Annotated in this window: 25 protein-coding genes; 11 read left to right on the top strand and 14 right to left on the bottom strand. The window is 59.4% G+C overall.

Annotated elements, in window-relative coordinates:
- Positions 1-65 precede the first annotated feature (65 nt).
- The 3 genes from ilvC to ACQZ63_RS17025 form a co-directional block, all read right to left on the bottom strand.
- Positions 66-1,085, bottom strand: coding sequence for a ketol-acid reductoisomerase (gene ilvC / locus ACQZ63_RS17035; RefSeq protein WP_003507583.1), 1,020 nt, complete (start codon positions 1,083-1,085; stop codon positions 66-68).
- A 44-nt stretch (positions 1,086-1,129) separates the two neighbouring features.
- Positions 1,130-1,783: a TetR/AcrR family transcriptional regulator gene (locus ACQZ63_RS17030; RefSeq protein WP_003513063.1), complete on the bottom strand. Its 654-nt coding sequence runs from the start codon at positions 1,781-1,783 to the stop codon at positions 1,130-1,132.
- 152 nt (positions 1,784-1,935) lie between these two features.
- The gene (locus ACQZ63_RS17025; protein WP_019565330.1) at positions 1,936-2,844 is read right to left on the bottom strand and encodes an AraC family transcriptional regulator; all 909 of its coding nucleotides are present in this window, start codon (positions 2,842-2,844) and stop codon (positions 1,936-1,938) included.
- 187 nt (positions 2,845-3,031) lie between these two features.
- On the opposite strand from ACQZ63_RS17025, the gene ACQZ63_RS17020 reads away from it, so the two are divergent.
- A complete protein-coding gene (locus tag ACQZ63_RS17020) occupies positions 3,032-4,078 on the top strand; it encodes an NAD(P)-dependent alcohol dehydrogenase (RefSeq protein ID WP_003513067.1) in 1,047 nt (348 codons plus the stop codon).
- 144 nt (positions 4,079-4,222) lie between these two features.
- On the opposite strand, the gene ACQZ63_RS17015 is transcribed toward ACQZ63_RS17020, so the two are convergent.
- Positions 4,223-5,488, bottom strand: coding sequence for an NAD(P)/FAD-dependent oxidoreductase (locus ACQZ63_RS17015; protein WP_065702378.1), 1,266 nt, complete (start codon positions 5,486-5,488; stop codon positions 4,223-4,225).
- A 71-nt stretch (positions 5,489-5,559) separates the two neighbouring features.
- Positions 5,560-6,315: a pyridoxine 5'-phosphate synthase gene (locus tag ACQZ63_RS17010; RefSeq protein WP_003513071.1), complete on the bottom strand. Its 756-nt coding sequence runs from the start codon at positions 6,313-6,315 to the stop codon at positions 5,560-5,562.
- A 234-nt stretch (positions 6,316-6,549) separates the two neighbouring features.
- Here ACQZ63_RS17010 and ACQZ63_RS17005 point away from each other — a divergent pair, with 234 nt between their 5' ends.
- Positions 6,550-7,245: a MerR family transcriptional regulator gene (locus ACQZ63_RS17005; RefSeq protein WP_026330785.1), complete on the top strand. Its 696-nt coding sequence runs from the start codon at positions 6,550-6,552 to the stop codon at positions 7,243-7,245.
- A gap of 107 nt (positions 7,246-7,352) precedes the next feature.
- Here the strand turns inward: ACQZ63_RS17005 and ACQZ63_RS17000 are convergent, their stop codons facing one another.
- Positions 7,353-8,480, bottom strand: a complete 1,128-nt coding sequence (locus ACQZ63_RS17000) for an ATP-dependent DNA helicase (protein ID WP_003513075.1) — start codon at positions 8,478-8,480, stop codon at positions 7,353-7,355.
- 124 nt (positions 8,481-8,604) lie between these two features.
- On the opposite strand from ACQZ63_RS17000, the gene ACQZ63_RS16995 reads away from it, so the two are divergent.
- Positions 8,605-9,891, top strand: a complete 1,287-nt coding sequence (locus ACQZ63_RS16995; RefSeq protein ID WP_448799328.1) for an SDR family oxidoreductase — start codon at positions 8,605-8,607, stop codon at positions 9,889-9,891.
- Positions 9,891-10,373 carry a DUF2269 family protein gene (locus ACQZ63_RS16990; RefSeq protein WP_003513079.1) on the top strand — a complete coding sequence of 161 codons (483 nt, stop codon included), beginning with the start codon at positions 9,891-9,893 and terminating at the stop codon, positions 10,371-10,373. The genes ACQZ63_RS16995 and ACQZ63_RS16990 overlap by 1 nt, the downstream gene beginning before the upstream one ends.
- Before the next feature lie 6 nt (positions 10,374-10,379).
- Here the strand turns inward: ACQZ63_RS16990 and ACQZ63_RS16985 are convergent, their stop codons facing one another.
- The gene (locus tag ACQZ63_RS16985) at positions 10,380-10,862 is read right to left on the bottom strand and encodes an SRPBCC family protein (protein WP_113157818.1); all 483 of its coding nucleotides are present in this window, start codon (positions 10,860-10,862) and stop codon (positions 10,380-10,382) included.
- Positions 10,859-11,218, bottom strand: a complete 360-nt coding sequence (locus ACQZ63_RS16980; protein WP_025593992.1) for an ArsR/SmtB family transcription factor — start codon at positions 11,216-11,218, stop codon at positions 10,859-10,861. The genes ACQZ63_RS16985 and ACQZ63_RS16980 overlap by 4 nt, the downstream gene beginning before the upstream one ends.
- Before the next feature lie 133 nt (positions 11,219-11,351).
- Between ACQZ63_RS16980 and ACQZ63_RS16975 the strand changes: the two genes are divergently transcribed.
- Genes ACQZ63_RS16975 through ACQZ63_RS16965 form a run of 3 tightly spaced genes read left to right on the top strand, consistent with a single transcriptional unit; the run spans position 11,352 to position 13,058 of the window.
- Complete coding sequence (locus ACQZ63_RS16975; RefSeq protein ID WP_080580913.1) at positions 11,352-11,732, top strand: COG4315 family predicted lipoprotein; 381 nt, start codon at positions 11,352-11,354, stop codon at positions 11,730-11,732.
- Complete coding sequence (locus ACQZ63_RS16970; protein WP_162763671.1) at positions 11,716-12,273, top strand: RNA polymerase sigma factor; 558 nt, start codon at positions 11,716-11,718, stop codon at positions 12,271-12,273. Before ACQZ63_RS16975 ends, ACQZ63_RS16970 begins: the two co-directional genes overlap by 17 nt.
- Positions 12,270-13,058 carry an anti-sigma factor family protein gene (locus tag ACQZ63_RS16965; protein WP_111783536.1) on the top strand — a complete coding sequence of 263 codons (789 nt, stop codon included), beginning with the start codon at positions 12,270-12,272 and terminating at the stop codon, positions 13,056-13,058. Before ACQZ63_RS16970 ends, ACQZ63_RS16965 begins: the two co-directional genes overlap by 4 nt.
- A gap of 62 nt (positions 13,059-13,120) precedes the next feature.
- Here the strand turns inward: ACQZ63_RS16965 and ACQZ63_RS16960 are convergent, their stop codons facing one another.
- Positions 13,121-13,714, bottom strand: a complete 594-nt coding sequence (locus ACQZ63_RS16960) for a LysE family translocator (protein WP_013636470.1) — start codon at positions 13,712-13,714, stop codon at positions 13,121-13,123.
- Between the two features lie 162 nt (positions 13,715-13,876).
- Here ACQZ63_RS16960 and ACQZ63_RS16955 point away from each other — a divergent pair, with 162 nt between their 5' ends.
- Complete coding sequence (locus ACQZ63_RS16955) at positions 13,877-14,722, top strand: aldo/keto reductase (protein ID WP_013636471.1); 846 nt, start codon at positions 13,877-13,879, stop codon at positions 14,720-14,722.
- Positions 14,723-14,876: 154 nt separating this feature from the next.
- Here ACQZ63_RS16955 and ACQZ63_RS16950 read toward each other — a convergent pair whose 3' ends face one another.
- The 4 genes from ACQZ63_RS16950 to ACQZ63_RS16935 all read right to left on the bottom strand — a co-directional run bounded on the left by ACQZ63_RS16950 (position 14,877) and on the right by ACQZ63_RS16935 (position 18,288).
- The gene (locus tag ACQZ63_RS16950; protein WP_448799327.1) at positions 14,877-15,407 is read right to left on the bottom strand and encodes an SRPBCC family protein; all 531 of its coding nucleotides are present in this window, start codon (positions 15,405-15,407) and stop codon (positions 14,877-14,879) included.
- Entirely contained in the window at positions 15,400-15,768 is a 369-nt protein-coding gene (locus ACQZ63_RS16945) for an ArsR/SmtB family transcription factor (RefSeq protein ID WP_003513097.1), read from the bottom strand. The genes ACQZ63_RS16950 and ACQZ63_RS16945 overlap by 8 nt, the downstream gene beginning before the upstream one ends.
- 134 nt (positions 15,769-15,902) lie before the next feature.
- On the bottom strand, positions 15,903-16,475 hold the full coding sequence (ilvN, locus tag ACQZ63_RS16940) for an acetolactate synthase small subunit (protein WP_003513099.1): 573 nt from the start codon (positions 16,473-16,475) through the stop codon (positions 15,903-15,905).
- Positions 16,476-16,494: 19 nt separating this feature from the next.
- Complete coding sequence (locus ACQZ63_RS16935; RefSeq protein ID WP_013636474.1) at positions 16,495-18,288, bottom strand: acetolactate synthase 3 large subunit; 1,794 nt, start codon at positions 18,286-18,288, stop codon at positions 16,495-16,497.
- A 381-nt stretch (positions 18,289-18,669) separates the two neighbouring features.
- Between ACQZ63_RS16935 and ACQZ63_RS16930 the strand changes: the two genes are divergently transcribed.
- Positions 18,670-20,676 carry an ATP-binding protein gene (locus tag ACQZ63_RS16930; protein ID WP_083211491.1) on the top strand — a complete coding sequence of 669 codons (2,007 nt, stop codon included), beginning with the start codon at positions 18,670-18,672 and terminating at the stop codon, positions 20,674-20,676.
- A gap of 9 nt (positions 20,677-20,685) precedes the next feature.
- On the opposite strand, the gene miaA is transcribed toward ACQZ63_RS16930, so the two are convergent.
- Positions 20,686-21,582, bottom strand: a complete 897-nt coding sequence (miaA, locus tag ACQZ63_RS16925) for a tRNA (adenosine(37)-N6)-dimethylallyltransferase MiaA (protein ID WP_065702370.1) — start codon at positions 21,580-21,582, stop codon at positions 20,686-20,688.
- Here miaA and serB point away from each other — a divergent pair.
- Together serB and ACQZ63_RS16915 are read left to right on the top strand one after the other, a co-directional pair.
- Positions 21,581-22,471: a phosphoserine phosphatase SerB gene (gene serB / locus ACQZ63_RS16920; RefSeq protein ID WP_003513107.1), complete on the top strand. Its 891-nt coding sequence runs from the start codon at positions 21,581-21,583 to the stop codon at positions 22,469-22,471. The genes miaA and serB overlap by 2 nt on opposite strands.
- Positions 22,468-23,040, top strand: a complete 573-nt coding sequence (locus ACQZ63_RS16915) for a GNAT family N-acetyltransferase (protein ID WP_003513109.1) — start codon at positions 22,468-22,470, stop codon at positions 23,038-23,040. The genes serB and ACQZ63_RS16915 overlap by 4 nt, the downstream gene beginning before the upstream one ends.
- The last annotated feature ends 20 nt before the right edge of the window (positions 23,041-23,060 follow it).

The raw sequence follows: 23,060 nt of genomic DNA, 5'->3' as shown, positions 1-23,060 counted from the left end.
AGGCGCAATGCAGAAAGGCCGGAGCTCTCGCCCCGGCCTTCCAATATTCTGTCAAGCAATGAAGCTTAGTTGACGGCCTTGTCAACCAGCTTGTTCTTGCCGATCCAGGGCATCATGCCGCGCAGCTTTGCGCCGACTTCTTCGATCTGGTGGGCGTCGTTGTTGCGACGGATGCCCTTGAAGCGTGCGCCGCCGGCCTTCCATTCCTGCATCCACTCAGTGGTGAACTTGCCGGTCTGGATGTCGTGAAGAACGCGCTTCATTTCAGCCTTGGTGTCAGCGGTGATGATGCGAGGACCGGTGACGTATTCGCCCCACTCGGCCGTGTTGGAGATCGAGTAGTTCATGTTGGCGATGCCGCCTTCATAGATCAGATCAACGATCAGCTTCACTTCGTGCAGGCACTCGAAATAGGCCATCTCCGGTGCGTAACCGGCTTCGACCAGGGTTTCGAAACCGGCGCGGATGAGTTCTACGAGACCGCCGCACAGAACGACCTGTTCGCCGAAGAGGTCGGTTTCGCACTCTTCCTTGAAGTTGGTTTCGATGATGCCAGAACGGCCACCGCCAACGCCGCAGGCGTAGGAGAGAGCGAGTTCAAGTGCGTTGCCGGAAGCGTTCTGGTGAACGGCAACGAGGCAGGGCACGCCGCCGCCCTTCTGGTATTCGCCGCGAACCGTGTGGCCGGGGCCCTTTGGTGCGATCATGACGACGTCGAGCGAAGCCTTCGGCTCGATGAGGCCGAAGTGAACGTTGAGGCCGTGTGCGAAAGCAATCGCCGCACCGTCACGGATGTTGCCAGCAATGTCGGCCTTGTAGATGTCGGCCTGCAATTCGTCAGGCGTCGCCATCATCAAAAGGTCGCCCCACTTGGCGGCTTCGGCAACGGTCATGACCTTGAAGCCGTCGGCTTCCGCCTTCTTGACGGTCGGCGAACCGGCCTTCAGAGCAATGACGACGTTCTTGGCGCCGGAATCCTTGAGGTTCAGCGCATGGGCGCGGCCCTGGGAACCGTAGCCGACGATGACGACATTCTTGGACTTGATGAGATTGAGATCCGCATCACGATCATAATAAACGCGCATTTTATGGTCCTTCCCTAATGCTTGTCTCTGTGTGAACCGGAACCTCAGGCGACCTTGCCGCCCAGTTCCGAATGTACCTTTTCCGTGCCGTAGAGTGTTAGAAAGGCGACCACCGCCTTCTTTGCCCGGGCGGAAAAATCCTTGTCAGGCGCCTCGCCCAGCAGCATGCGCACATGCAGATCCGAAACGATGAGGCCGTAAAAACTGCGATACGCCTCTTCGGCGTCATCGAAACGCAGGTAACCCGAACGGCGACCCGCCTCGATCAACCCGCGGGCGCGGCGGTCGATCTGGCGACGGCCACGTTCCAGAAGAAGATCGCCAAGCTTCGAACCATCACGGCTCGCCTGCCCTATCGCCAGACGGTTGAGCGCCAGCGACACATCGCCCGCCAGCACATCAAGCAGATCATGTGCGAAAACCTCGAGATGATCGGCAAGCTGCGGCGCAGACACGCGGTCGCCCGCCTTCTCGAAGGTGCGAACCTTGCTCTGCTGGAAAGTGATCATCGCAGCCAGCAGGCCGTCCCGGTCGCCAAACCATTTGTAGAGGCTTTCCTTGGAACAGTTGGCCGCACGCGCAAGACCAGAGGTCGTCAGCGCTTTCTCGCCACCCTCGACCAGAAGACGCAATGCCTGATCCAGAACGGCGTTCTGGCGCGGCGAAAATTCCTGCGCTGTGATCGGGTCGGAGGCCACTTATTTCCACTCCAGAGGCTCGATTAATGTACCGTACGGTACGGTTCGAGCGCCATTTAAGCGGAGGCAGCTTGCCCGTCAAGCGCTTTCTTCGCAGTGATGTACGAATTGACGCGATGCGGCAGCAGGATGCGCCGCACCATAATGCCGCTTTATCCGGCCGCGCTTATCTCACGCGAGGCGTCGACGTCGCGTGAGGGCGACATCCCGTAAAAGCGGCTGTATTCCCGGCTGAACTGCGAAGGGCTCTGGTAACCGACACGATGGCCGGCCGTGCCTGCATCCAGGCGCTCCAGCAGCATCAGCCGGCGCGCCTCATGCAGCCGCAGCTGCTTCTGGTACTGAATGGGCGTCATGGCCGTGATCGTCTTGAAATGGTGATGGAAAGACGACACGCTCATGCCGATATGCTCCGCAAGTTCCTCGATACGCAACTGGCGCGCGAAATTCTCGCGCAGCCAGGCGATGGCGCGGGCGATCCGATTGCCATGGCTTCCGGCAGCGACGATGTTCATCAGCTGCCCACCCGCTGGTCCCGTCAGGATTCGATAGAGGATTTCCTGCTCGATCAGCGGCGCCATGGCCGCAATGTCCGCCGGGCGGTCAAGCAGGCGCATCAGCCGGATGGCCGCATCAAGCAGCTCCGGTGTGGCGGCGTTCACCACGATGCCGCGCTGGCCGCTTACCGGCTCCTGAGGCCGCTCGATCGGCATGCGGCTCATAAGGTCGAGCAGCTTTTCGCTGTCGATCGCAAGCCCGATGCAAAAATGCGGTACTTCCTCGCTCGCTTCCACCACACGCCAGGCAACCGGCAGGTCGAGCGAGGTCAAAAGATAGTCGCCGGCCCCGTAATTGATCGTATCCGTTCCCAGCTGCACACTTTTCGACCCCTGGATCACCATTGCCAAACAGGGACGATAGCTGCCGTGGCACGGCGCGCTGGGTGTGGACCGGCGGCTGATGCCGAGGGTTTCGATTGCCGTCTGGACCTCGCCATCGCGGGTGGCATGCCGTGCGGCGATGGAGGCGATCTCCTGATAGAGATTGAACGGCATGGTCATCTGGGAAACCCTTTAGGGAAGGAAGCAGCGTGTCTGTTTGCATTATCTAGAAAGCCGGGCCAGTTTCCGCAAATAGCCCACCGAAATTTTTTGCAGGATCGTGCAAGAAGCTCGGAGGATCGCTCTAACGCCCCGGCACCCTTCCATTGCATATTCCGCCGTCCCCAACTCCCGAAAGGATATTCAGATGGCCATTGCAAGAGGTTATGCTGCGACCGATGCGTCGAAGCCGCTTACCCCGTTCACCTTCGAACGCCGCGAGCCTAACGATGACGACGTTGTCATCGATATCAAATATGCCGGCATCTGCCACTCGGACATCCACACCGTCCGCAACGAATGGAAGAATGCCGTCTTCCCGATCGTTCCCGGCCATGAGATTGCCGGTGTCGTGAAAGCCGTTGGCTCCAAGGTCACGAAATTCAAGGTCGGCGATCATGTCGGCGTTGGCTGCTTCGTCGATTCCTGCGTCGGTTGCGCCACCCGCGACCTCGACAACGAACACTACATGCCCGGCCTCGTCCAGACCTATAACGATGTCGATCCGAATACGAAGACAGCCACCCATGGCGGTTATTCCGACTCGATCGTCGTCAAGGAAGGTTATGTCCTGTCGATCCCGGACAACCTGCCGCTCGACGCTTCCGCGCCGCTTCTATGCGCAGGCATCACGCTCTACTCGCCGCTGCGCCGCTGGAACGCCGGTCCCGGTCAGAAGGTCGCAATCGTCGGCATGGGTGGTCTTGGCCACATGGGCGTCAAGCTCGGCGCTGCCATGGGCGCGGATGTCACAGTTCTTTCCCAGACCCTGTCGAAGAAGGAAGATGGCCTGAAGCTCGGCGCGAAGGAATATTACGCCACCAGCGACGCCTCGACCTTCGAAAAGCTGGCCGGCACCTTCGACCTGATCATCTGCACGGCAGGTGTCGCAATCGACTGGAACGCTTATCTCGGCCTCCTGAAGCCCAAGGGCAGCATGGTCGTGGTCGGTGCACCGGAACATGCGATCCCGGTCCACGCCTTCTCGCTCATCATCGGTGCGAAGAGCCTCTCCGGCTCGATGATCGGCTCGATCAAGGAAACCCAGGAAATGCTAGATTTCTGCGGCGAGCATGACATCGTCTCGGAGATCGAAACGATCAACATCCAGGATGTCAACGAAGCCTATGAGCGCGTGCTGAAGAGCGACGTTCGCTACCGCTTCGTCATCGACATGGCATCGCTCGACGCTTGAGCCCTGGATTGGCACAAGCTCGCCACATCCGCACTCCGTAACCCCGCACTTAATACGGCGTGACGGAGGAATGGTTTGGCGCACTGACCATAAGCAAGCGCGGGAAGCCAATGCTTCCCGCGCTTTCCTTTACCCGCCCTGCCCTCAGGCCTCGTCCTTCAACGTCTCTTTCTGGGTGATCAGCCGCGCGCTGTGCTGGCCGCTGAGGTAAATCCACAGCCAGCTCCACGCCACGGCCAGCCGCGAGCGCGTTCCGATCAGGAAATAGATATGGGCAAGCCCCCAGATCCACCATGCAAGCACGCCCTTGAGCTTGAACCTGCCGAAATCGATGACCGCCGCGCGTTTGCCGATTGTCGCCAGATTACCCTGATGGCTGTAGCGGAACGGCGCGGGCTCCGGCTCTCCGGATAGCCGCGCATTGATGACCTTTGCCACATGGGCGCCCTGCTGCTTGGCTGCAGGCGCAATGCCCGGCACCGGTTTGCCGTTTTCCTGATTGACGGCGGCCGTATCGCCGATGACGAAAATATTGGGGTCGTCTTCCAGATTGAGATGCGGCCCGACGATAGCGCGTCCCGCCCTGTCGGCAGCAGCATTCAGCCACTTTGCAGCGGGAGACGCCTGCACGCCAGCGGCCCAGACCACCGTGCGGCACGGATAAAAGGTCTCACCCACCGTCACGCCCTCATCGGTGCAGGCCGTCACCGGTGTGCCGAGCAGAACCTCGACGCCGAGCTTTTCAAGCGCCTGCTTGGCATAGGCGGAAAGATCGTCCGTGAAAACCGGCAGAACGCGCGGACCTGCCTCGACAAGCAGCACGCGGCTCTTTCTGGTATCCACATTGCGGAATTCCGGCGGCAGCGCCTTGTGGGCAAGCTCGGCGATCATGCCCGCCATTTCCACGCCCGTCGGGCCTGCCCCGATGATGACGAAGGTCAGTTGCGCCTGCCGTTCGTCTTCGCTGCTGGCAAGTTCCGCACGCTCGAAAGCCAGAAGCAGGCGGCGGCGGATCGTCGTTGCATCCTCGAGCGTCTTGAGGCCGGGAGCGGCACGCTCCCATTCGTCACGGCCGAAATAGGCATGACGGGCGCCGGTGGCCAGCACCAGCGTATCGAAGCCGATGACCTGACCGGAACTCAGATGCACGGTGCGGGCGTCACGGTCTACGCCGTTCACTTCCGCAAGCAGCGTCGTCACTTCCTTGCGGTCGCGGTAAAGATGGCGGATCGGCCAGGCGATTTCGGATGTCGCAAGAGCCGTCGTCGCAACCTGATAAAGCAATGGCTGAAATAGATGATGGTTGCGGCGGTCAATCAATGTGATGCGGACAGGGGCCCCCTCCAGCCCGTGTACCATTTGTAAGCCGCCGAAGCCTCCACCCACGACGACAACGTGATGTTCTTGCATGTGTCTCTGCCTTTAAAAGCTCGCGCACGGAGCATGCGCAAGCAGATTATAGGCAAAAAAATTGACTTTGGTTATGAAATAGCCTGACCGCAGGCGCGACAAAAACGCCGGACTGTTTCAGCCATGCCATATTCCAGCGCATCCGCCGTCAACCCGTGACCGATGGAGACCTCTGCAAGATAAGGTATACGTTTCATAAGCTTGGGCAGGTTTGCTACAGTCAGGTCGTGCCCGGCATTGACGGCAAGCCCGAGCGCTGCGGCGTAGTCCGCCGTCTGTCCGAGTTTTTCCAGAAGCGCGTCACCCTTTTGCGGATCGTCAAAACAGCCGCCATAGGGACCGGTATAGAGCTCGATGCGGGCAGCACCCGTCTCAGCCGCCAGCTCCACCGCTTCGCGCTCGCCGTCACCATCGGCAAAAAGCGAAACCCGCATACCGCCAGCCTTCAGGCGCCCAACGGCTTCTCTCAGGAAAACCGCGTGCTTGCGGAAATCCCAGCCATGGTCTGATGTCGCCTGCGACGGATCGTCGGGCACCAGCGTCACCTGCTCAGGCTGGGTCTGTTCGCACAGAACTAGAAAATCCTCCGTCGGATAACCTTCGATGTTGAATTCCGCACTTGGGAAACTGTCATCGATGAGCGCACGCAGCACCGGCAGGTCCGAAAAGCGGATATGGCGCTGGTCCGGTCGAGGGTGTACAGTCAGCCCGCTAGCACCCGCAGCGAGTGCAATATGCCCGAAATGCGCGACATCCGGCCATGGGAGATCGCGACGGTTGCGCAGCATGGCAATTGCGTTCAGATTGACGGAAAGTTTTGCGGGCATGACGGTCGAGGCTCCGGTTCGGAATTGACATCCTGTTTCACGCAGGTTGACGCCGACCGCAAGGAGGCCGATAAAATTTTTTAAGGATACGGGAACGAAAGCAGGCAATACAGGTTACGGTTCTCATGCAGCATCGGCAAAATGTCTTGATCAGAAGACAGGTCTGCGGTGGGGAACAAGTAACGAATGCCATAAAAAGCAGGCACACTGTCAAAACGCGCGAAGGGGGAAACGATGCAGAATGGCAGGATGCCGTTTGAACACGGCGACGAGGACAAACCCAATCTAAGGATCAGCAGCTTTTTACCGGATATAAGCCTGCCCTCCTCCCTGCCCGCCGAACCGGTTCCCATCGCCGACATGGCCAACATTTTCGGCGTAACGCACCGGACCCTGCATTTTTACGAAGAAAAGGCGCTGCTGACCTCAAAACGCATCGGCCAGATGCGGGTTTATTCCCACCGCAACGTGCAACGCATGGCGGTGATAAATGTCTGTCGCGAAGTCGGCATTTCCGTCGCAGCCATTACAGACATCATGGAAAAACTTGCCCGCTCTCTCTCGCAGGAAGAAGCGGACGAGATATTCCACTCCGCGCTGCGGCAGCGAAAAAGAGAACTGACCGCGGAACGCTCCACGCTTCAGCGCCAGGCCCAGCAGATCGAGGAACTGCTCGCCACCGATAACGATGCTGATGGCCTCGATGCGGCTGAGCGGGGACCGGGCAAGGATATCGCGCTGACAGACAACGAGCGAAAATGCCTGGAACTGATGGCGGAGGGGTACGCCCCGGTAAGGCTCGCGCGCGCTCTCGGCCTTTCAGGTAACGACCTCAACGAACTGGAGGCGAAGATTATCGGCAAGTTCAGTGCCAGCAACCGCTTTCAGGCAGTTGCCAAAGCGGTTCTGCTGGGCGTCATCCGCGCCTGACAAGGCATTTCCACGAAAACTTCACAGCGGTTTTCCGTCCGGACAATGCACAGACAAAAGAAATGGAGCATTGAAGGTGTCCCGCTATTCACCGGAAATGCTCTATCTCAGCGAACGATTGTGAGTGTTTCTGCGGCGCGGGTGATGGCGGTGTAAAGCCACCGCTCGCGCGAATCGCGGAAGGCATAGCTCTCGTCAAAGAGAACCACATTGTTCCACTGCGAACCCTGCGCCTTGTGCACGGTCAGCGCATAGCCGAAATCGAACTCGTCATAACGCTTGCGGGTGGTCCACGGTATTTCCGTTTCCACATCCTCGAAAGCCGCCTTCAGCAATTTGATCTTGGCAGCGCCGCGATCCATATCGTCGTCTTCAGGCCGGATCATCAGGTTGATGCCGGGTTTCACCGTCTCGCGCGACGAACTCATGACCTGCCAGAGAGAGCCGTTCAGCAGGCCCTTGGCCGGATCGTTCCTCAAGCAAACCAGCTTGTCGCCGGATTGCGGATAATCGGCCGTAAATCCCTTCAGCTCGCGAAGCCGCTGGTTATAACGGCGTCGCGTGCGATTTGTGCCGACGAGCACCTGATCGGCATCGAGCACGAGCGACTGTGTCACCTCGGACTTGGAAATCACCTGCGCGGCACCGTAATCGCCACGCATGATCTCGCGGCCTTCCCGCACATCCATGGCAAGGTGGATGATGGGATTGTCCTTGGCCTGCCGATGAATTTCGGAGAGCAGGTAATCAGGCTCCTGCTCCGTAAAGAAGCCACCACCTGAAACCGGCGGCAACTGCCCGGGATCGCCGAGCACCAGGATAGGCGTGCCGAAGCTCATCAGATCCTTGCCGAGCTGCTCATCCACCATCGAACATTCATCGATGATGATGAGTGCCGCCTTGGCGAGCGGGCTCTGGCGGTTGATGGAAAACATCGGTGCGACCGAGGTCTTGCCGGTTTCCTCGTCTTCCACGGTCTCTTCGCCGCGCGGGCGGTAGATCAGCGAATGGATGGTGCGGGCATTGGTCGCCCCGCGCGAGCGCAGCACCTGCGCCGCCTTGCCAGTGAAGGCCGCAAACAGCACTTCGCCATCGACATTTTCCGCGAAATGTTTGGCAAGCGTTGTCTTTCCGGTTCCGGCATAACCGAACAACCGAAAAACCGGCGTCCGGCCTTCCTTCAGCCAGCGGGAAACAGCCTTGAGCGCTTCGTCCTGTTGCGGTGAAAATAACATGCGCCCTCATCGCAGGATTCGAGCACCGTGCGCAACAGAAAAAGAACGAAAGATGAATCACACCATCAGAATGCGGCAATAAAACACGGCTGGTTTTTAAACCATGGCGGGTATCATGCGGCGCATGAAGATATTGATTCTGGGCGCAACGGGTTTCATCGGTTCCGAAGTGATCCGCAGCCTTCACGGCAAAGGTCATACCGTTACTGGGCAGGCTCGCATCATTGCGCGAGCTAAAGATAAATGGCCTTTCGCCAGCTGGGTTCCCGCCGATCTCTCGCGTATGACCAGCGCTGCCGACTGGGCGGCACTCGTTAGCGACCATGACGCCATCGTCAATTGCGCAGGTGCGCTTCAGGACGGCTTATCGGATGATCTTGCCGCGACGCAGGAAAAAGCGATGCTCGCGCTCTACCAGGCAGCGGTAAATGCGGGCGGCAAACTGGTGATCCAGATATCGGCCCGCACTTCCGGAGCCGCTTCCCAACTGCCCTTCCTCGCAACCAAACGCCGCGCCGATGTGGCACTTGCCGCAAGCGGTCTGCGCTTTGTCATTCTCCGCCCCGCACTGGTTGTCGGCCGCAACGCCCATGGTGGCACAGCACTCGTGCGCGCGCTTGCGAGCTTCCCCTTCGCTGTGCCGCTCGTAAACGGCAAGATGCCTGTACAGACCGTCGCAGTCGAAGATGTCGCGTTGGCAGTCAGCGCGGCAATAGATGGCGAAATCCCGTCAGGTAGCGATATCGAGCTGGCAGCAAACGAAACGCTGACATTGCAAGGCGTGATCGCTGCGCACCGGCAATGGCTCGGCCTCGCCCCTGCTCCCGCGCTAAATCTTCCGGCTGCCTTCATGCGCCCAGTCGCCCTCACGGCGGATATTGCGGGAAAACTCGGCTGGCGGTCGCCGTTGCGCTCAACCGCCATGACGGTGATGTCGGAAGGTATCGTGACGGAGAACAGCGCGCCAAAAGCGACGACGTCGCTCAAGAGCTTGAGGGACACGCTGGCGGCTCACCCTTCCGGCGTGCAGGACCTGTGGTTTGCCAGATCATATCTGCTCAAACCCGTCCTCATTCTCTGCCTGTCGCTGTTCTGGCTATTGTCCGGCCTCGTCCCGCTGCTTGATATCGACAGCTCGGCCGCGCATTTCCTGCCCTTCATGCCGCAAGTGCCAGCCGTCACCCTCACACTCGCATCCTGCCTCATCGATATCGCCCTGGGCGTCACCGTCCTGATAAGACCACTTGCCAGAAAAGCGCTCATCGCCATGCTCCTGGTCACCGCCGCCTATCTGACTGGTGGCAGTCTGCTGGAGCCGGGTCTGTGGCTCGATCCGCTCGGCCCCCTCGTCAAGGTCCTGCCCTCCATCGCCCTGACACTTGTCGCCCTTGCCACATTGGATGAACGCTGATGACACCTGAAGACCTTCTGCGGCTCGCCCATGTCATCGGCGCAACCGTGCTGTTCGGCACCGGGGCTGGCATAGCGTTTTTCATGGTGATGGCGCGGCGGACGGCAAACCCGGCGCTGATCGCCCATGTTTCGGGCACGGTCGTCATCGCCGACACCATCTTCACCGCCACGGCGGCGATCATCCAGCCGGTCACCGGTTATTTTCTGGCGCGCATCATCGGCTGGCCGCTGAGCGAAGGCTGGATCGCCCTTTCGCTCTGCCTTTATGTCTTCACCGGCATTTTCTGGCTGCCGGTGGTGTGGATCCAGATCAAACTGCGCGACATCGCCCGCGATTGTGTCGCTGCGGACGAGGCCCTGCCGCCGCAATGGTTCCGTCTCTACCGCATCTGGTTTGCCTGCGGTTTTCCGGCTTTCTTCGCGGTTCTCGGCATCATCTGGCTGATGCTGACCAAGCCGGATATTGCCCTGTTCGGTTGATGCGCCTCAATTGATCGCCTGTCTTTCGACAAGCTGCGCCAGTTGCTCGGCAACCGTGTTCCAGCCGTCGAAAAATCCCATCTCCGCGTGCTTGTCGCGATCCCCAGGGTTTCTATGCATGGCATAGGCCACATACTCCATGCCTTCAGGATGATCGCGAAAACTCATCACCGCGGTGAGGAATGGGCGCGCGGACGGGCGAAAGCCTGCCGTCAACGCGTCGGTGAAGACCAGACGCTCCTCATGATCCACCGCCAGGAAACAACCGCTTATGTGATCGCCAAATGCCTTCCCGTCTTCGCTGTAGCGGGTCTCGAAAGCGCCGCCGGGGAAAAGCTCCATTTTCTCGACACGGCATTTGCCGGGATGCGGCACCCACCACTGTTCGAGGCTGTTTTTGTCGACCCAGGCGTTCCAGACCAGATGGCGCGGCGCCCTGATGATCCTTGAAATCTTCAGATCGAGATCGGGATTGAAAGTGTCGGTCATTTGTCATTCTCCCCTTTATCGGAGGTTCTGTCCTGTTGCGCCATGACGAACTGTTCAAGCCGGTCCGTCCGGCCTTCCCAGATGGCATGCTGTTGCGAAAGCCAGCCCTCGATCATTGAAAACCGTTGTTTCTCCAGCGAGCAGAACCGCACCCGGCCCTGCTTGCGCGTCACGATCAACCCCGCTCCTTCCAGCTGGCGGATATGTTTCATGAACGACGGCAGGGCCATGGCGAAAGGTTCGGCAAGCGTGCCGACGCTCGCATCCCCGCTGCCCAACCGCAAAAGCACGGCCCGTCGTGTCGGATCGGCAAGGGACTGGAAGATATCGTCAAGTGGCACTGAATAGTTATCCATAAGACTAACTATCACAGCGAAAAACTTAGCTCAACGGATAAGTTTAAAAATCGCACCGGCGGAGGGAATAAAGCAGTGACCTGCGGTGTCTTTTGATGTGCTGGCGGCAGAAGCCGCCCGAACCAAGGAGGATATGTCCATGAAAATCCGCTTTATCGTTCCCGCCCTCGTTCTGGCATTTGCCGGAACGGCCTATGCGGCACCCGCGGTCGAAACGGTCAAGACCGCCAAAGGCAATGTGCTTGCGGGCGAAAAAGGCATGACGCTCTACACTTTCAAGAATGACAAGAAGGGCGTATCCAATTGTTATGACAAGTGCGCCACCAACTGGCCGCCGTTCTTCGCGGCTACTGGCGACAAGGCCGAAGGCGCCTATTCCGTCGTGACGCGCAAGGACGGCAAGATGCAGTGGGCAAAGGACGGCATGCCGCTCTACTACTGGGCCAAGGACATGAAAAAAGGCGATGCAACCGGCGACGGTATGAACGGTGTATGGGATGCCGCAAAACCATGATGGCATGAATGGCAAGACGCGGGGGAGCCTCTCCCCCGCAGCCGGCTCCTTCGAGGCGGAGATGCTGGCGCTGATACCCATGCTGCGGCGTTATTCCCGCAGCCTTTCCCACTCCGACGCCGATGGCGAGGACCTTTTGCAGGACTGCGTGGAAAAGGCGCTGACCAACAAGAGGCAATGGCACGGAACGGCTTTGAAATCATGGGCTTACGCGATAATGACGAATCTTTATCGCAACCGCCACCGCGCCGCGAAACGTCACCCGTCCGAAAGTCTCGACGGCCATGAGAGCCTGGCCGTTGCCGACACACTCGGCGACACGCTGGAAAACGATAGGCTGCACGTCGCGCTCGGGCTGCTTTCGCCAGAGATGCGGGCGGTGCTGATGCTGGTGACGGTGGAAGGCTACAGCTATCAGGAGGCAGCCGAGACATTGTCGATCCCGGTGGGTACCGTCATGTCCAGACTTTCCCGCGCCCGCGAAACCCTGCGCCAGCACCTGGCGGTGGACAATATCATTCCCCTGCGGAGACCACGATGAAAAGGCCCGATGCCATTACCGAAGACGATCTGCACGCTTATGTCGATGGGCTTTTGTCCGACGACGACCGCGCGGCTGTCGAGGCCTGGCTGACCGAAAGGCCGCAGGAGCGGGAGCGTGTGGAAGACTGGAAAAAACAGGCTGAAACCCTGCGAGCCGCATTCGCCGCCTATGCCGCCGAACATCCGCACGACACCGCGATGCTTGCCGAAAGAAAACAGGCGCCCGCGTGGCGGCTGAAACCGGTTCTTCTGCGAACGGCAGCTGTGTTGCTGATCTTCGCGGCGGGTGCGGCAGCCGGCAGGCTTGTGCCGCCGCCGCTCGCCACGCAGCAGGACGTGGTTCTGGCGTCGTTGACGACTGACATTCCCGCGCAGGCGAAATCGGCCTATCTCATCTATGCAAGCGAGGTGCGCCACCCCGTTGAAGTTGGAGCCGAACAGCAGCAGCACCTTGCAACATGGCTCGGCAAAAGGCTCGGTTATCCCTTCGCCATCCCCGATCTTTCCAAGATCGGATATGATCTCGTCGGCGGGCGCCTGATCCCCGTCAGCGGCAAGCCAGGGGCGATGCTGATGTATCAGGACAAGACCGGCCGCCGGGTAACGGTGCTGGTTGGCCACAACGAGGAAAACCGCACCACCAGCTTCCGCATGGCGAGCGCCGATGGCGTCGAGACCTTTTACTGGATCGACAACGAACTCGGCTATGCGGTTTCTGCCGAACTGACGCGCGCCGAGGTGCAGAAGATCGCCGAGGAATGTTACCGCCAGTTCCCTGCGTAGAATAACCTATACCCCCACCCCACATCCATGCGACAGGCACAGGGGTGACGAAGGGAGAACACCTATTTCAACATCGGCCAGAGGCTGACGACGAGAAGGACGGCCATGGTGATGTTGAACCATTTGAGCCGCACAGGAACGGAAAGCCAGTCGCGCAGGGCCGAACCGAAGCCCGCCCAGGTCGAAACGCTGGGAAGATTGACGGCGGCGAAAACCACGCCGACGATCAAAACGGTGACGAGATATTGCCGCTCATCCGTATAGGTCGCCATCGCGGTCACGGCCATTACCCAAGCCTTGGGATTGACCCACTGAAAGGCTGCGGCGGCAAGAAAGCTCATCGGCACCGATGCGGCAGCACCCTCGTTCAGGCTGCGGGAAGTGCCGATCTTCCACGCGATCCAGACGAGATAAAGTCCGCCCGCGAATTTCAGCACGGTATAGAGCAAGGGCACGGAGTGCAGCAGCGCGCCAAGCCCAAATCCGACGCCGATCAGCAATGACAGGAACCCCGCCCCGATGCCCAGCATATGCGGGATCGTGCGGCGGAAACCGAAATTCACGCCGGAGGCAAAAAGCATCATATTGTTCGGGCCGGGCGTGATGGAGGTTGTGAAGGCAAACAGCACCAGCGCAACGAGGGTTTCGACAGTCATGATCTCTCCTGTGAAAAGACCCTATCCGCCGAACCACCATCAAACCAGTCCGATCAACCGATAGGCGTAGTCAAATTTTTTGATGGATCGATCCTTTCCATGCCGGGTTTGAGAAGTCGGAACAAAGGGCTATTCTCCGTCAACAACCGCTGGAGCGAACCGATGTATGACGACATTCCTTCCGTCACCCTGCCATCCGGAAAAGAGATACCAGCCCTTGGCCTCGGCACCTGGAACATGGGCGAGATGAGATCATCGGCTCCGCAGGAAGTCGAGAGCATTCGCAAGGCGATCGATCTCGGCATGACGCTGATCGACACGGCCGAAATGTATGCAGACGGCCGATCCGAAGAGGTGGTGGGCACGGCGATTGCCGGCCGGCGCGACGAGGTGTTTCTGGTCAGCAAGGTCTATCCCTGGAACGCCAGCGCCCGAGGCACGATTGAGGCCTGCGAGCGCAGCCTCGCAAGGCTCGGCACCGACCGGCTCGATCTCTATCTGCTGCATTGGCGTGGTGATCACCCGCTGGAAGAAACGGTGGCCGCTTTCGAAAAGCTGAAAAAAGCCGGCAAGATCGGCGACTGGGGCGTCTCGAATTTCGACACCGACGACATGGAGGAGCTTTTCGCTGTTCCCGACGGTAAGAATTGCGCCGCCAATCAGGTGCTCTACAATCTCTCCCGGCGCGGACCGGAATTTTCGCTTCTGCCCTGGTGTCAGTGGCACAGCGTGCCGCTGATGGCCTATTCGCCAATCGAACAGGGGCGCATCCTAAACAACCACGAACTCATCCGCATCGCCAAGGCCTATCAGGCTACGCCTGCGCAACTGGCACTGGCCTTTCTTCTGGAAAGAGAAGGCGTCATCGCCATTCCAAAATCCGCCAGCGCCGCACGCGTGGAGGAGAACCGAGGTGCCACCGATCTCGAAATCACCGATGAGGACTGGGCCGCGCTGGATGCCGCCTTCCCACCACCGACACGCAAGACGGCGCTGGAAATGCTGTGATTTAACAAAGCATTAAGATGTTTTTCGGAATCAGGCACTCAAGCAATTGAATCGAAGTGTGAGCCCTGCGAACTGATGCTTTGGGCTGCACCATTTCAATTCAATAACGGCGCAGCGAACCGCGCCGTCAGTCTCCCAGACATGCTGCACCCAGTTACGGTATGCGGCGCTCATATTCCTCTTTCAGTCCCAGCCAGCTATCCCAGAAAGGCCCCGGTTCCTTTTCCTGAAGACGGGCGGCGAGAATGTCGAGATGCGCATGCCAGCCGGCGCTGACATTGAGCTTGGTCGTGCGATCCGCAAGCCGGCGGTGAACGAGTGTCAGAAGCACATCCTTGCCCAGAGCCTGAAGCTCGATCGACACCTCTGCGCTCTCACCCCAGGTGAAGACGAGGCGGTGCGGCGCAACGACGGTGATGATGCGTGAGGTCATCCTGTTCTCTTCGGAAAAACCTTCCGGGCGGCTGCCCGGCGGGTCGGAAAGCTCGTCGTTGCGCCAGACGAGTTCAAATGGTGCGTCGGGCGCAAGCCGCATCTCGCCGGACGCCAGCCACCGGCGGCGAAGTTCGCTCTGTGTCAGATAGGCCCAGACCCGCTCGATTGGTCCCGGCAGGAGCCGTTCTATCTTCAGGGTTGTCGACTCGACGAGCCGGCCATAGGCGTCAGGCATTGCAATATCAGCCATTGTCATTTCCTCCATCTGCAGGGGATTTTCCCTGATCATCCTCCCTGAGCATCTGCTCAAGAATATCGAGGCGGCTGTTCCAGAACTGCCGGTAGAAATCCAGCCATTCATGCGCCTCTGCCAACCGTTCCGGCGCAAGGCGGCAGACATGGGTACGCCCCCTCACCTCACGGCGAATAAGCCCGGCGTTTTCCAGCGCCTTGATGTGCTTGGATGCCGCAGCCAGCGATATGTCGAACGGCTCGGCCAGCTGGCTCACCGTTCGCTCGCCACGGGATAGATCGCGCAGCATCGTGCGCCGCGTCGCATCGCCAAGGGCATGAAAGACAGTGTCGAGATGTGGAACAGATAATTCAACCATGTTGTTGAATATAGGCCGCCAGACTAAAAAGTCAACCATATGGTTGAATATCAATTCACCGGAGCGCAGCCCATAAAAAAAACCCGCGGCGAACCGCGGGCTTGGTATTACAAGGATATTCGAAAGGCGGAGGATCACATCCCCTGCGAACCGCGGTTCATGGCTGCAATACCCGTGCGGCAGATCTCGATCAGGCCGAGCGGCTTGATGATGGCCACGAACTGGTCGATCTTGGACGACTTGCCGGTGATTTCGAAGATGAAATGCTCGACTGTCGCGTCCACCACCTTGGCCTGAAACGCATCCGCAAGACGAAGCGTCTCGGCGCGGGCTTCACCCGAACCGGCGACCTTGATCAGCGCTACTTCACGCTCGATCGGCCGTTCCTGCCCGAGTTCGCGGGCGCGAACGGTGAGATCGAGCACCCGGTGCACAGGAACGATGCGTTCCAGCTGCGCCTTGATCTGCTCCAGCACGATCGGCGTGCCGCGCGTTACGATCGTGATGCGCGACAGATGCGCCTCATGCTCGGTTTCCGAAACCGTCAGGCTTTCGATGTTGTAACCCCGGCCGGAAAACAGGCCGATGACCCGGGCGAGAACGCCCGGCTCGTTGCTGACGAGAACCGACAGCGTGTGATTTTCGACGGCAGCCGTTTCCTTCTGGATGAAATAGGCGGAGCCGGTGGGTTGTAGGTGTGCGTTCATGTCCTTTTCCTCTCCCGGCTCAGACTAGCTGACGGCCCTTGGCATCGATGGCGTTGGCAACAGCTTCATCCGTCGCCTCATCCGGCAACAGCATCTCGTTATGGGCTTTACCAGATGGGATCATCGGGAAGCAATTGGCGAGATTGGCAACGCGGCAATCGAAGATGACCGGCCTGTTGACCGCAATCATCTCGGCGATCTTGTCGTCCAGTTCCTTCGGATCGTCGCAATACATGCCAACCGCGCCATAGGCTTCCGCCAGTTTGACAAAGTCAGGCATGGCTTCGGTATAGGAGTTGGACAGGCGGTTGCCGTGCAGCAACTGCTGCCACTGCCGCACCATGCCCATATACTGGTTGTTGAGGATGAAAATCTTCACCGGCAGACCGTACTGGATGGCGCAGGACATTTCCTGAATGCACATCTGGATCGAGGCATCACCGGCAATGTCGATAACCAGCGCTTCCGGATGCGCGACCTGAACGCCGATAGCTGCCGGCAGGCCGTATCCCATGGTACCGAGACCGCCCGAAGTCATCCAGTGGTTCGGCTCCTCGAAGCCGAAGAACTGCGCCGCCCACATCTGGTGCTGGCCAACTTCGGTGGTGATGAAAGTCTCGCGCCCCTTCGATGCCTCGTAAAGACGCTGCAATGCATATTGCGGCATGATGACATCGTTGGAATTCTTGTAGGCGAAGGAGTTGCGGGCGCGCCAGCGCTCGATCTGCAGCCACCAGTCCGCGGTCTGCGCTTTTTCCGGCTTCTTCGGCAAAGCGCGCCACAGGCGAACCATATCTTCCAGAACATGGCTGACGTCGCCAATGATCGGAACGTCGACGCGCACGGTCTTGTTGATCGAAGACGGATCGATATCGACGTGAATCTTCTTGGAATTCGGCGAAAACGCATTCAGGCGCCCGGTAATACGGTCGTCGAAACGTGCGCCGATGCAGACCAGCACGTCGCAATCATGCATTGTCATATTGGCTTCGTACGAACCGTGCATGCCCAGCATGCCGAGCCAGTTCTTGCCGGAAGCCGGATAGGCGCCGAGACCCATCAGCGTCGAGGTGATCGGGAAACCGGTCAGCTCTACCAGTTCGCGCAGCAGCCGTGTCGCTTCCGGGCCGGAGTTGATGACGCCACCACCGGTGTAGAAAACCGGCTTCTTTGCCTTAGACATCAATTCGATGGCCGCGTGAATGGCGTTGAGATCGCCCTGAACCTTCGGCTTGTAGCTCTTCTGCTGAATGGCGGCGGAAGGCGGCGTATAGGTGCCGGTGGCGAACTGGATGTCCTTCGGAATATCGACGACGACGGGACCGGGACGACCAGTCTGTGCGATGCGGAAGGCCTCATGGATGATGCCCGCCAGTTCGTTGACGTCCTTTACCAGCCAGTTGTGCTTGGTGCAGGGGCGCGTAATGCCGACGGTATCGCATTCCTGAAATGCGTCGGAGCCGATCAGCGATGTCGGAACCTGGCCGGAAAGGCAGACGAGCGGAATGGAATCCATCAGCGCATCCTGCAGCGGGGTGACCGCATTGGTGGCGCCGGGGCCGGAGGTAACGAGCATGACACCGACCTTGCCGGTGGAGCGGGCATAACCTTCGGCAGCATGGCCGGCACCCTGCTCGTGACGTACGAGAATATGCTGAATGTCTTCCTGCTGGAAAATCTCGTCGTAGATCGGAAGCACGGCACCACCAGGATAACCGAAGATGTGCTCGACGCCGTTGTCCTTCAGCGCCTTCAGAACAATCTCCGCACCTGTCATGCTATTGCTGTTTTCCGTATTATCCTTATCCGTCATTGCCTGTTTCCATCCCGCTTTGGCTTTGGATATCGAGGAGCCCGAGGGCCTGTTTGAAGACATAAAAAAAGGCCCCTAGAGGAGCCTCGTTCAGCGCATGGGTGCTTTCGCCGGATGGTTACACCATCCTGCCCATGCGCCGTCCCACCACGATAAGTACGTTAAGATTTTTCATGGGCCGGAGTGTTAGCCAGAAAAGCGCCAGTCGTCAACGCATATTGCGGAAAAAATCGGCGTCGGCTTCTTTTATTACCCTTAAGGCGCCATGGACGAAATTTTCGAACGCAACAGATACACAGGTTGTTAAATATAATCTTTTACAATCAAGAATGCAGATAATGCCCGAACCACCGCGATCATCCGCATGTACCGGGATAAGACGTGAATAGTGACGAGTTTCATAGAGCGTCCCGCATGGACGAAAACGAACGGCGATCCGGCCAGCAGCCGGCTAACCGCATGCTCGGCCGCGTCATCGCCTGTGATGGCGCCCATGCGACAATCGCCGCAGAAACTGAAATCGGTTCAACCGATGTCGCGCAGCTCTGGTCCGTCGGACGCCTGATCTCGATCGAAATGGGAACGAGCCGCGTCGCCGCACTGGTATACGCCATGCGCACGGGCGAAGAACACTGGTCGTCGGACAAGCCGAACCGGCTGCTGATCGACGTGGAACTCGTTGGCGAAGTCTACCGCACCGAAGATGGCAGCGAACGTTTTTCCACCGGCATTTCCCGTTACCCCTACCTCGGCGCGGTCGCGCATCGCATCCGCACGGGAGACCTTTCCAAGATCTATGACAGCGGCAAGCGAGACACATGCGTCATTGGTAAGCTGACGCAGGACGACACGATTGGCGCGGCCATCAACATCCAGCAGATGCTGGCGAAACATTTCGCCGTCGTCGGCTCGACGGGCGTGGGCAAAACCACCGCCGTCTCCCTTCTTCTGAACAAGGCGATCGAGACGGACCCGAAGCTGCGTGTCCTCATTCTCGATCCGCACAATGAATTTGCGGCCGCCTTTCCCGATCACTCTGTCGTCATCGACACCGACACGCTCGACCTTCCCTTCTGGCTGATGCGCCTTGAAGAATTCGCGGAAGTGATTTTCCGCGGACGCAAGCCCGTACCGGAAGAGATGGATGTCCTTCGCGACATCATTCCGGAAGCGAAAAAGGCATTTCGCGGCACAGATGGCTCCGCCGTTCGCCGCACGTCCGACAAGAGCGCGATCACGCCCGATACGCCGGTACCTTACCGCATGGCCGATATTCTCGCCCTCATCGACGAGCGCATCGGGCGGCTGGAAGGGCGCGGCGAAAAGCCGACCCTGCGCTCCCTCAAGGGCCGCATTCTCTCGGCCATCAACGATACGCGCTATAACTTCATGTTCTCCAGCAATACGATCAGCGACACCATTCTGGAAACGGTGGCGCATATCTTCCGTATTCCAGGAGAAGGCAAGCCAATTTCGGTTTTCCAGCTGTCCGGCATCCCCTCGGAAGTGGTGAACTCGGTCGTCTCCGTCCTTTGCCGCATGTCCTTCGAACTCGCGGTGCTGGCGCGCGGCTCGCTGCATATGCTTGTCGTCTGCGAAGAAGCGCACCGTTATGTTCCCGCCGACCCTGAGCGCGGATTTTTCCCGACCCGGCAGGCGATCGCGCAGATCGCCAAGGAAGGCCGCAAATACGGTATTTCGCTTGGCGTCATCAGCCAGCGTCCGAGTGAGCTGGACCAGACCATCCTGTCACAATGCTCGACCGTTTTTGCCATGCGGCTGACGAACGAGATCGACCAGAAGATCATTCTGTCCGCCGTACCGAACGCCTCAACCTCGACCACCAGTTTCCTCTCGTCCATCGGCAATGGCGAGGCAATCGCCTTTGGCGAGGCGGTGGGCGTACCGATGCGCATGCGCTTCGACCGCGTCTCCACGGCAAAATTGCCGAAGGCGAACGGCGCAGTCAGCCATACGCCCCACGAAACGCCCGATACAGTCGATCTGAACACCATCGTCAGCCGCATGCGCGCGGTAGCCAAACCGGTCATCACCGGCTTCCAGCAAAGCGTCGAAGCGGCCTTCTCCGATATGCAGGAACCGATGTCAGCCCCTAGAGAAGCGGACGACGTCGATCGCTGGAAACGCGAACTGGGGACGGCGGCGATAGAGGGATACGAACCTTACCGCCCCGACATGCTGCCCGGACGCACAACCCTAACGCAACTGTCGCCCGCAACGGCAACGGATACCAGCGCTGTCAACGAATTGCGCAAAGTCGGCTTCCAGATGCAGGCACAAAGTGGCCCGCCTCCATCAGAGACACGTCCTTCGCTGCGGGAGAGCCTGATGAAAAAGCCGCTAGGCAGCCTTTACCGCAAGGACTGAGCGCGGCCCCTACGGCTGGATACGTGCCCAGTCCGGCCCCATCTGGTTGCGGAACCAGGTCATCTGCCGCTTGGCATATTGGCGGGTCGCGGCCGCCGATTTTTCGATGACCTCTGCCTCACTCATACCGCCAGCCAGCATATCGGCGATCTGGGAAACGCCGATCGCCTTCATCGCTGTGGCATCAGGCGCAAGGTTCAGGGCGAGAAGAGCCCTCACCTCTTCCACAGCACCACTCTCCATCATGGTTTCGAACCGCCGATTGATGCGGTCGTGCAGCACGGGCCGTTCCGGCAGGACCACGAATTTCTCCGCTCGGTCCGGATCAACTATCATCGGACCACTGGCTTTTTGGAACTCCATGATCGACTTTCCGGTCGCCTCCATGACTTCCAGCGCCCGAACGATCCGCTGGCCGTCTCCCGGCTGAAGCCCCTGTGCCATCAAGGGATCGCACCGCGACAGTTCCGCGTGCAGGACCGTTGACCCCTCTTCGATCAGCCGGGCGCGCAGCCTCTCGCGTATGTCGTCAGGAATGGCTGGCATATCGGACAAGCCGCCCGTCAGTGCCTTGAAATAAAGCCCCGTACCGCCAACGATGACCGGAAAACGCTGCTGCCTGCGCAAATCCCCAAGCAGGGCGGAAATGTCCCGCAGCCATTCACCCGTTGAATAGGAACTGCTTGCCGGCACATGGCCGTATAGCAGATGTGGCACGCCTGCCATTTCTTCCTCGGATGGCCGAGCGGTCAGCACCCGCAGCGTGTCATAAACCTGCATGCTGTCGGCATTGATCACGACACCGTTCCGCTCCCGCGCCATACGAAGCGCAAGCGCGGACTTGCCGCTTGCCGTCGGGCCGGTTATCAGGATCGCATCAAAATTCTCATCAAGGTTTTTCATCATGGCTTTCGTTGCCACGCTTATCGCCAATCCGTCAAATCCTGTTCTGACACCGGCCCTCGGCGAAGCGGCCGCCAATGCCGTAAACGCATCCGGTCTCTACTGGCTGGCCGATGGCATCGCCTGCGATATTGCCCTGCCCTCTGGCACCGATGCCGAACAGGCACGTGACGCGATTGCCGACGTGCTTTCGGGCCAGCCGATCGATATCGTCGTTCAGGAACAGGACAAGCGCCGCAAGAAGCTTCTGATCGCCGATATGGATTCGACCATGATCGGTCAGGAATGCATCGACGAGCTGGCCGCCGAAGTGGGATTGAAGGACAAGGTTTCCACGATTACCGCTCGCGCCATGAATGGCGAAATCGCTTTTGAGCCGGCGCTCCGCGAGCGCGTGGCGCTGCTGAAGGGCCTGCCAGTCTCCGTCATCGATGACGTTATCGAAAAGCGCATCACGCTGACATCAGGCGGCAAGGAGCTGATCGCCACCATGAAGGCGAAAGGCTACTATACCGCCCTCGTTTCTGGCGGTTTCACGGTCTTCACCGGCCGGGTGGCGGCGATGCTGGGGTTTGACGAGAACCGCGCCAATCTTCTCGGCGAGGCCGATGGCCAGTTGGATGGCACCGTTGCCGAACCGATCCTCGGCAAACAGGCCAAGGTGGATGCGCTGAACGATATCGCCGCAAAGCTCGGCATCTCGCCGGACGAGGCAATGGCGGTCGGCGATGGCGCCAACGATCTCGGCATGCTGCATCTGGCCGGCGCGGGCGTTGCCCTGCACGCCAAGCCCGCCGTCGCCGCCGAGGCGCAGATGCGCATCGACCATGGCGACCTGACCGCACTCCTTTACATTCAGGGTTACCGCAAGACGGATTTTGTCGTTCCATGATCATCCGCGAAACATCAAGGCTCATTCTGCGCGAGTGGAAGGAGAGCGACCGCAATCTGTTCCGCGAAATCAACGCCGACGAAAAGGTCATGGAATTTTTTCCCTTCCGCCGCAGCCATGCGGAAGCGGATGCGGTTCTCGAAACCATCAACGGCATGATCCGCGGCAGCGGTTACGGCTTCTACGCCATGGAACTGCGCGAAACCGGCGAGGTTATGGGATTTTGCGGCATATCGCCGGTCATGAACCTCGATCCGCCCTTCCCGCTCGGAACCATGGAAATCGGCTGGCGGCTTGCCACCCGCTTCTGGGGTCACGGCTATGTCACCGAGGCCGCGCAATCGCTGCTCGTCATGGCTTTTGACGAAAAGGAAACGCCGGAAATCGTCTCCTTTGCCGTCCATGACAACCAGCGTTCGACGCGGGTGATGGAACGTATCGGCCTCAAGCGTGACCCGTCACGAGACTTCGACCACCCGCGCGTCCCGGAAGACACCCATCCGCATCTGCGCCCGCATGTGACCTATGCGCTGACGCTCGCGGAGTGGCGGGAACGACGGGCGCAGTAGCGCCCTCGCCCGCCAGTTCG

It is taken from the genome of Agrobacterium sp. CG160-95 (genome assembly GCF_053521725.1).
The sequence above is the reverse complement of the archived record's forward strand: the minus strand, read 5'-3'. Positions and strand labels throughout refer to the sequence as shown.

What these genes read in the sequence shown, in the direction of transcription:
- ACQZ63_RS17005 (WP_026330785.1), top strand. Translation starts at nt 6,550, where the DNA reads ATGCAGAATGGCAGGATGCCGTTTGAACACGGCGACGAGGACAAACCC.
- ACQZ63_RS16945 (WP_003513097.1), bottom strand. Translation starts at nt 15,768, where the DNA reads ATGGTTGAATTATCTGTTCCACATCTCGACACTGTCTTTCATGCCCTT.
- ACQZ63_RS16960 (WP_013636470.1), bottom strand. Translation starts at nt 13,714, where the DNA reads ATGACTGTCGAAACCCTCGTTGCGCTGGTGCTGTTTGCCTTCACAACC.
- ACQZ63_RS16985 (WP_113157818.1), bottom strand. Translation starts at nt 10,862, where the DNA reads ATGACCGACACTTTCAATCCCGATCTCGATCTGAAGATTTCAAGGATC.
- serB (WP_003513107.1), top strand. Translation starts at nt 21,581, where the DNA reads ATGGCTTTCGTTGCCACGCTTATCGCCAATCCGTCAAATCCTGTTCTG.
- ACQZ63_RS17015 (WP_065702378.1), bottom strand. Translation starts at nt 5,488, where the DNA reads ATGCAAGAACATCACGTTGTCGTCGTGGGTGGAGGCTTCGGCGGCTTA.
- ACQZ63_RS17025 (WP_019565330.1), bottom strand. Translation starts at nt 2,844, where the DNA reads ATGACCATGCCGTTCAATCTCTATCAGGAGATCGCCTCCATCGCCGCA.
- ilvN (WP_003513099.1), bottom strand. Translation starts at nt 16,475, where the DNA reads ATGAACGCACACCTACAACCCACCGGCTCCGCCTATTTCATCCAGAAG.
- ACQZ63_RS16995 (WP_448799328.1), top strand. Translation starts at nt 8,605, where the DNA reads ATGAAGATATTGATTCTGGGCGCAACGGGTTTCATCGGTTCCGAAGTG.
- ACQZ63_RS16935 (WP_013636474.1), bottom strand. Translation starts at nt 18,288, where the DNA reads ATGACGGATAAGGATAATACGGAAAACAGCAATAGCATGACAGGTGCG.
- ACQZ63_RS16965 (WP_111783536.1), top strand. Translation starts at nt 12,270, where the DNA reads ATGAAAAGGCCCGATGCCATTACCGAAGACGATCTGCACGCTTATGTC.
- miaA (WP_065702370.1), bottom strand. Translation starts at nt 21,582, where the DNA reads ATGATGAAAAACCTTGATGAGAATTTTGATGCGATCCTGATAACCGGC.
- ilvC (WP_003507583.1), bottom strand. Translation starts at nt 1,085, where the DNA reads ATGCGCGTTTATTATGATCGTGATGCGGATCTCAATCTCATCAAGTCC.
- ACQZ63_RS17010 (WP_003513071.1), bottom strand. Translation starts at nt 6,315, where the DNA reads ATGCCCGCAAAACTTTCCGTCAATCTGAACGCAATTGCCATGCTGCGC.
- ACQZ63_RS16955 (WP_013636471.1), top strand. Translation starts at nt 13,877, where the DNA reads ATGTATGACGACATTCCTTCCGTCACCCTGCCATCCGGAAAAGAGATA.
- ACQZ63_RS17020 (WP_003513067.1), top strand. Translation starts at nt 3,032, where the DNA reads ATGGCCATTGCAAGAGGTTATGCTGCGACCGATGCGTCGAAGCCGCTT.
- ACQZ63_RS16975 (WP_080580913.1), top strand. Translation starts at nt 11,352, where the DNA reads ATGTCCATGAAAATCCGCTTTATCGTTCCCGCCCTCGTTCTGGCATTT.
- ACQZ63_RS16990 (WP_003513079.1), top strand. Translation starts at nt 9,891, where the DNA reads ATGACACCTGAAGACCTTCTGCGGCTCGCCCATGTCATCGGCGCAACC.
- ACQZ63_RS16980 (WP_025593992.1), bottom strand. Translation starts at nt 11,218, where the DNA reads ATGGATAACTATTCAGTGCCACTTGACGATATCTTCCAGTCCCTTGCC.
- ACQZ63_RS17000 (WP_003513075.1), bottom strand. Translation starts at nt 8,480, where the DNA reads ATGTTATTTTCACCGCAACAGGACGAAGCGCTCAAGGCTGTTTCCCGC.
- ACQZ63_RS16970 (WP_162763671.1), top strand. Translation starts at nt 11,716, where the DNA reads ATGCCGCAAAACCATGATGGCATGAATGGCAAGACGCGGGGGAGCCTC.
- ACQZ63_RS16950 (WP_448799327.1), bottom strand. Translation starts at nt 15,407, where the DNA reads ATGGCTGATATTGCAATGCCTGACGCCTATGGCCGGCTCGTCGAGTCG.
- ACQZ63_RS16915 (WP_003513109.1), top strand. Translation starts at nt 22,468, where the DNA reads ATGATCATCCGCGAAACATCAAGGCTCATTCTGCGCGAGTGGAAGGAG.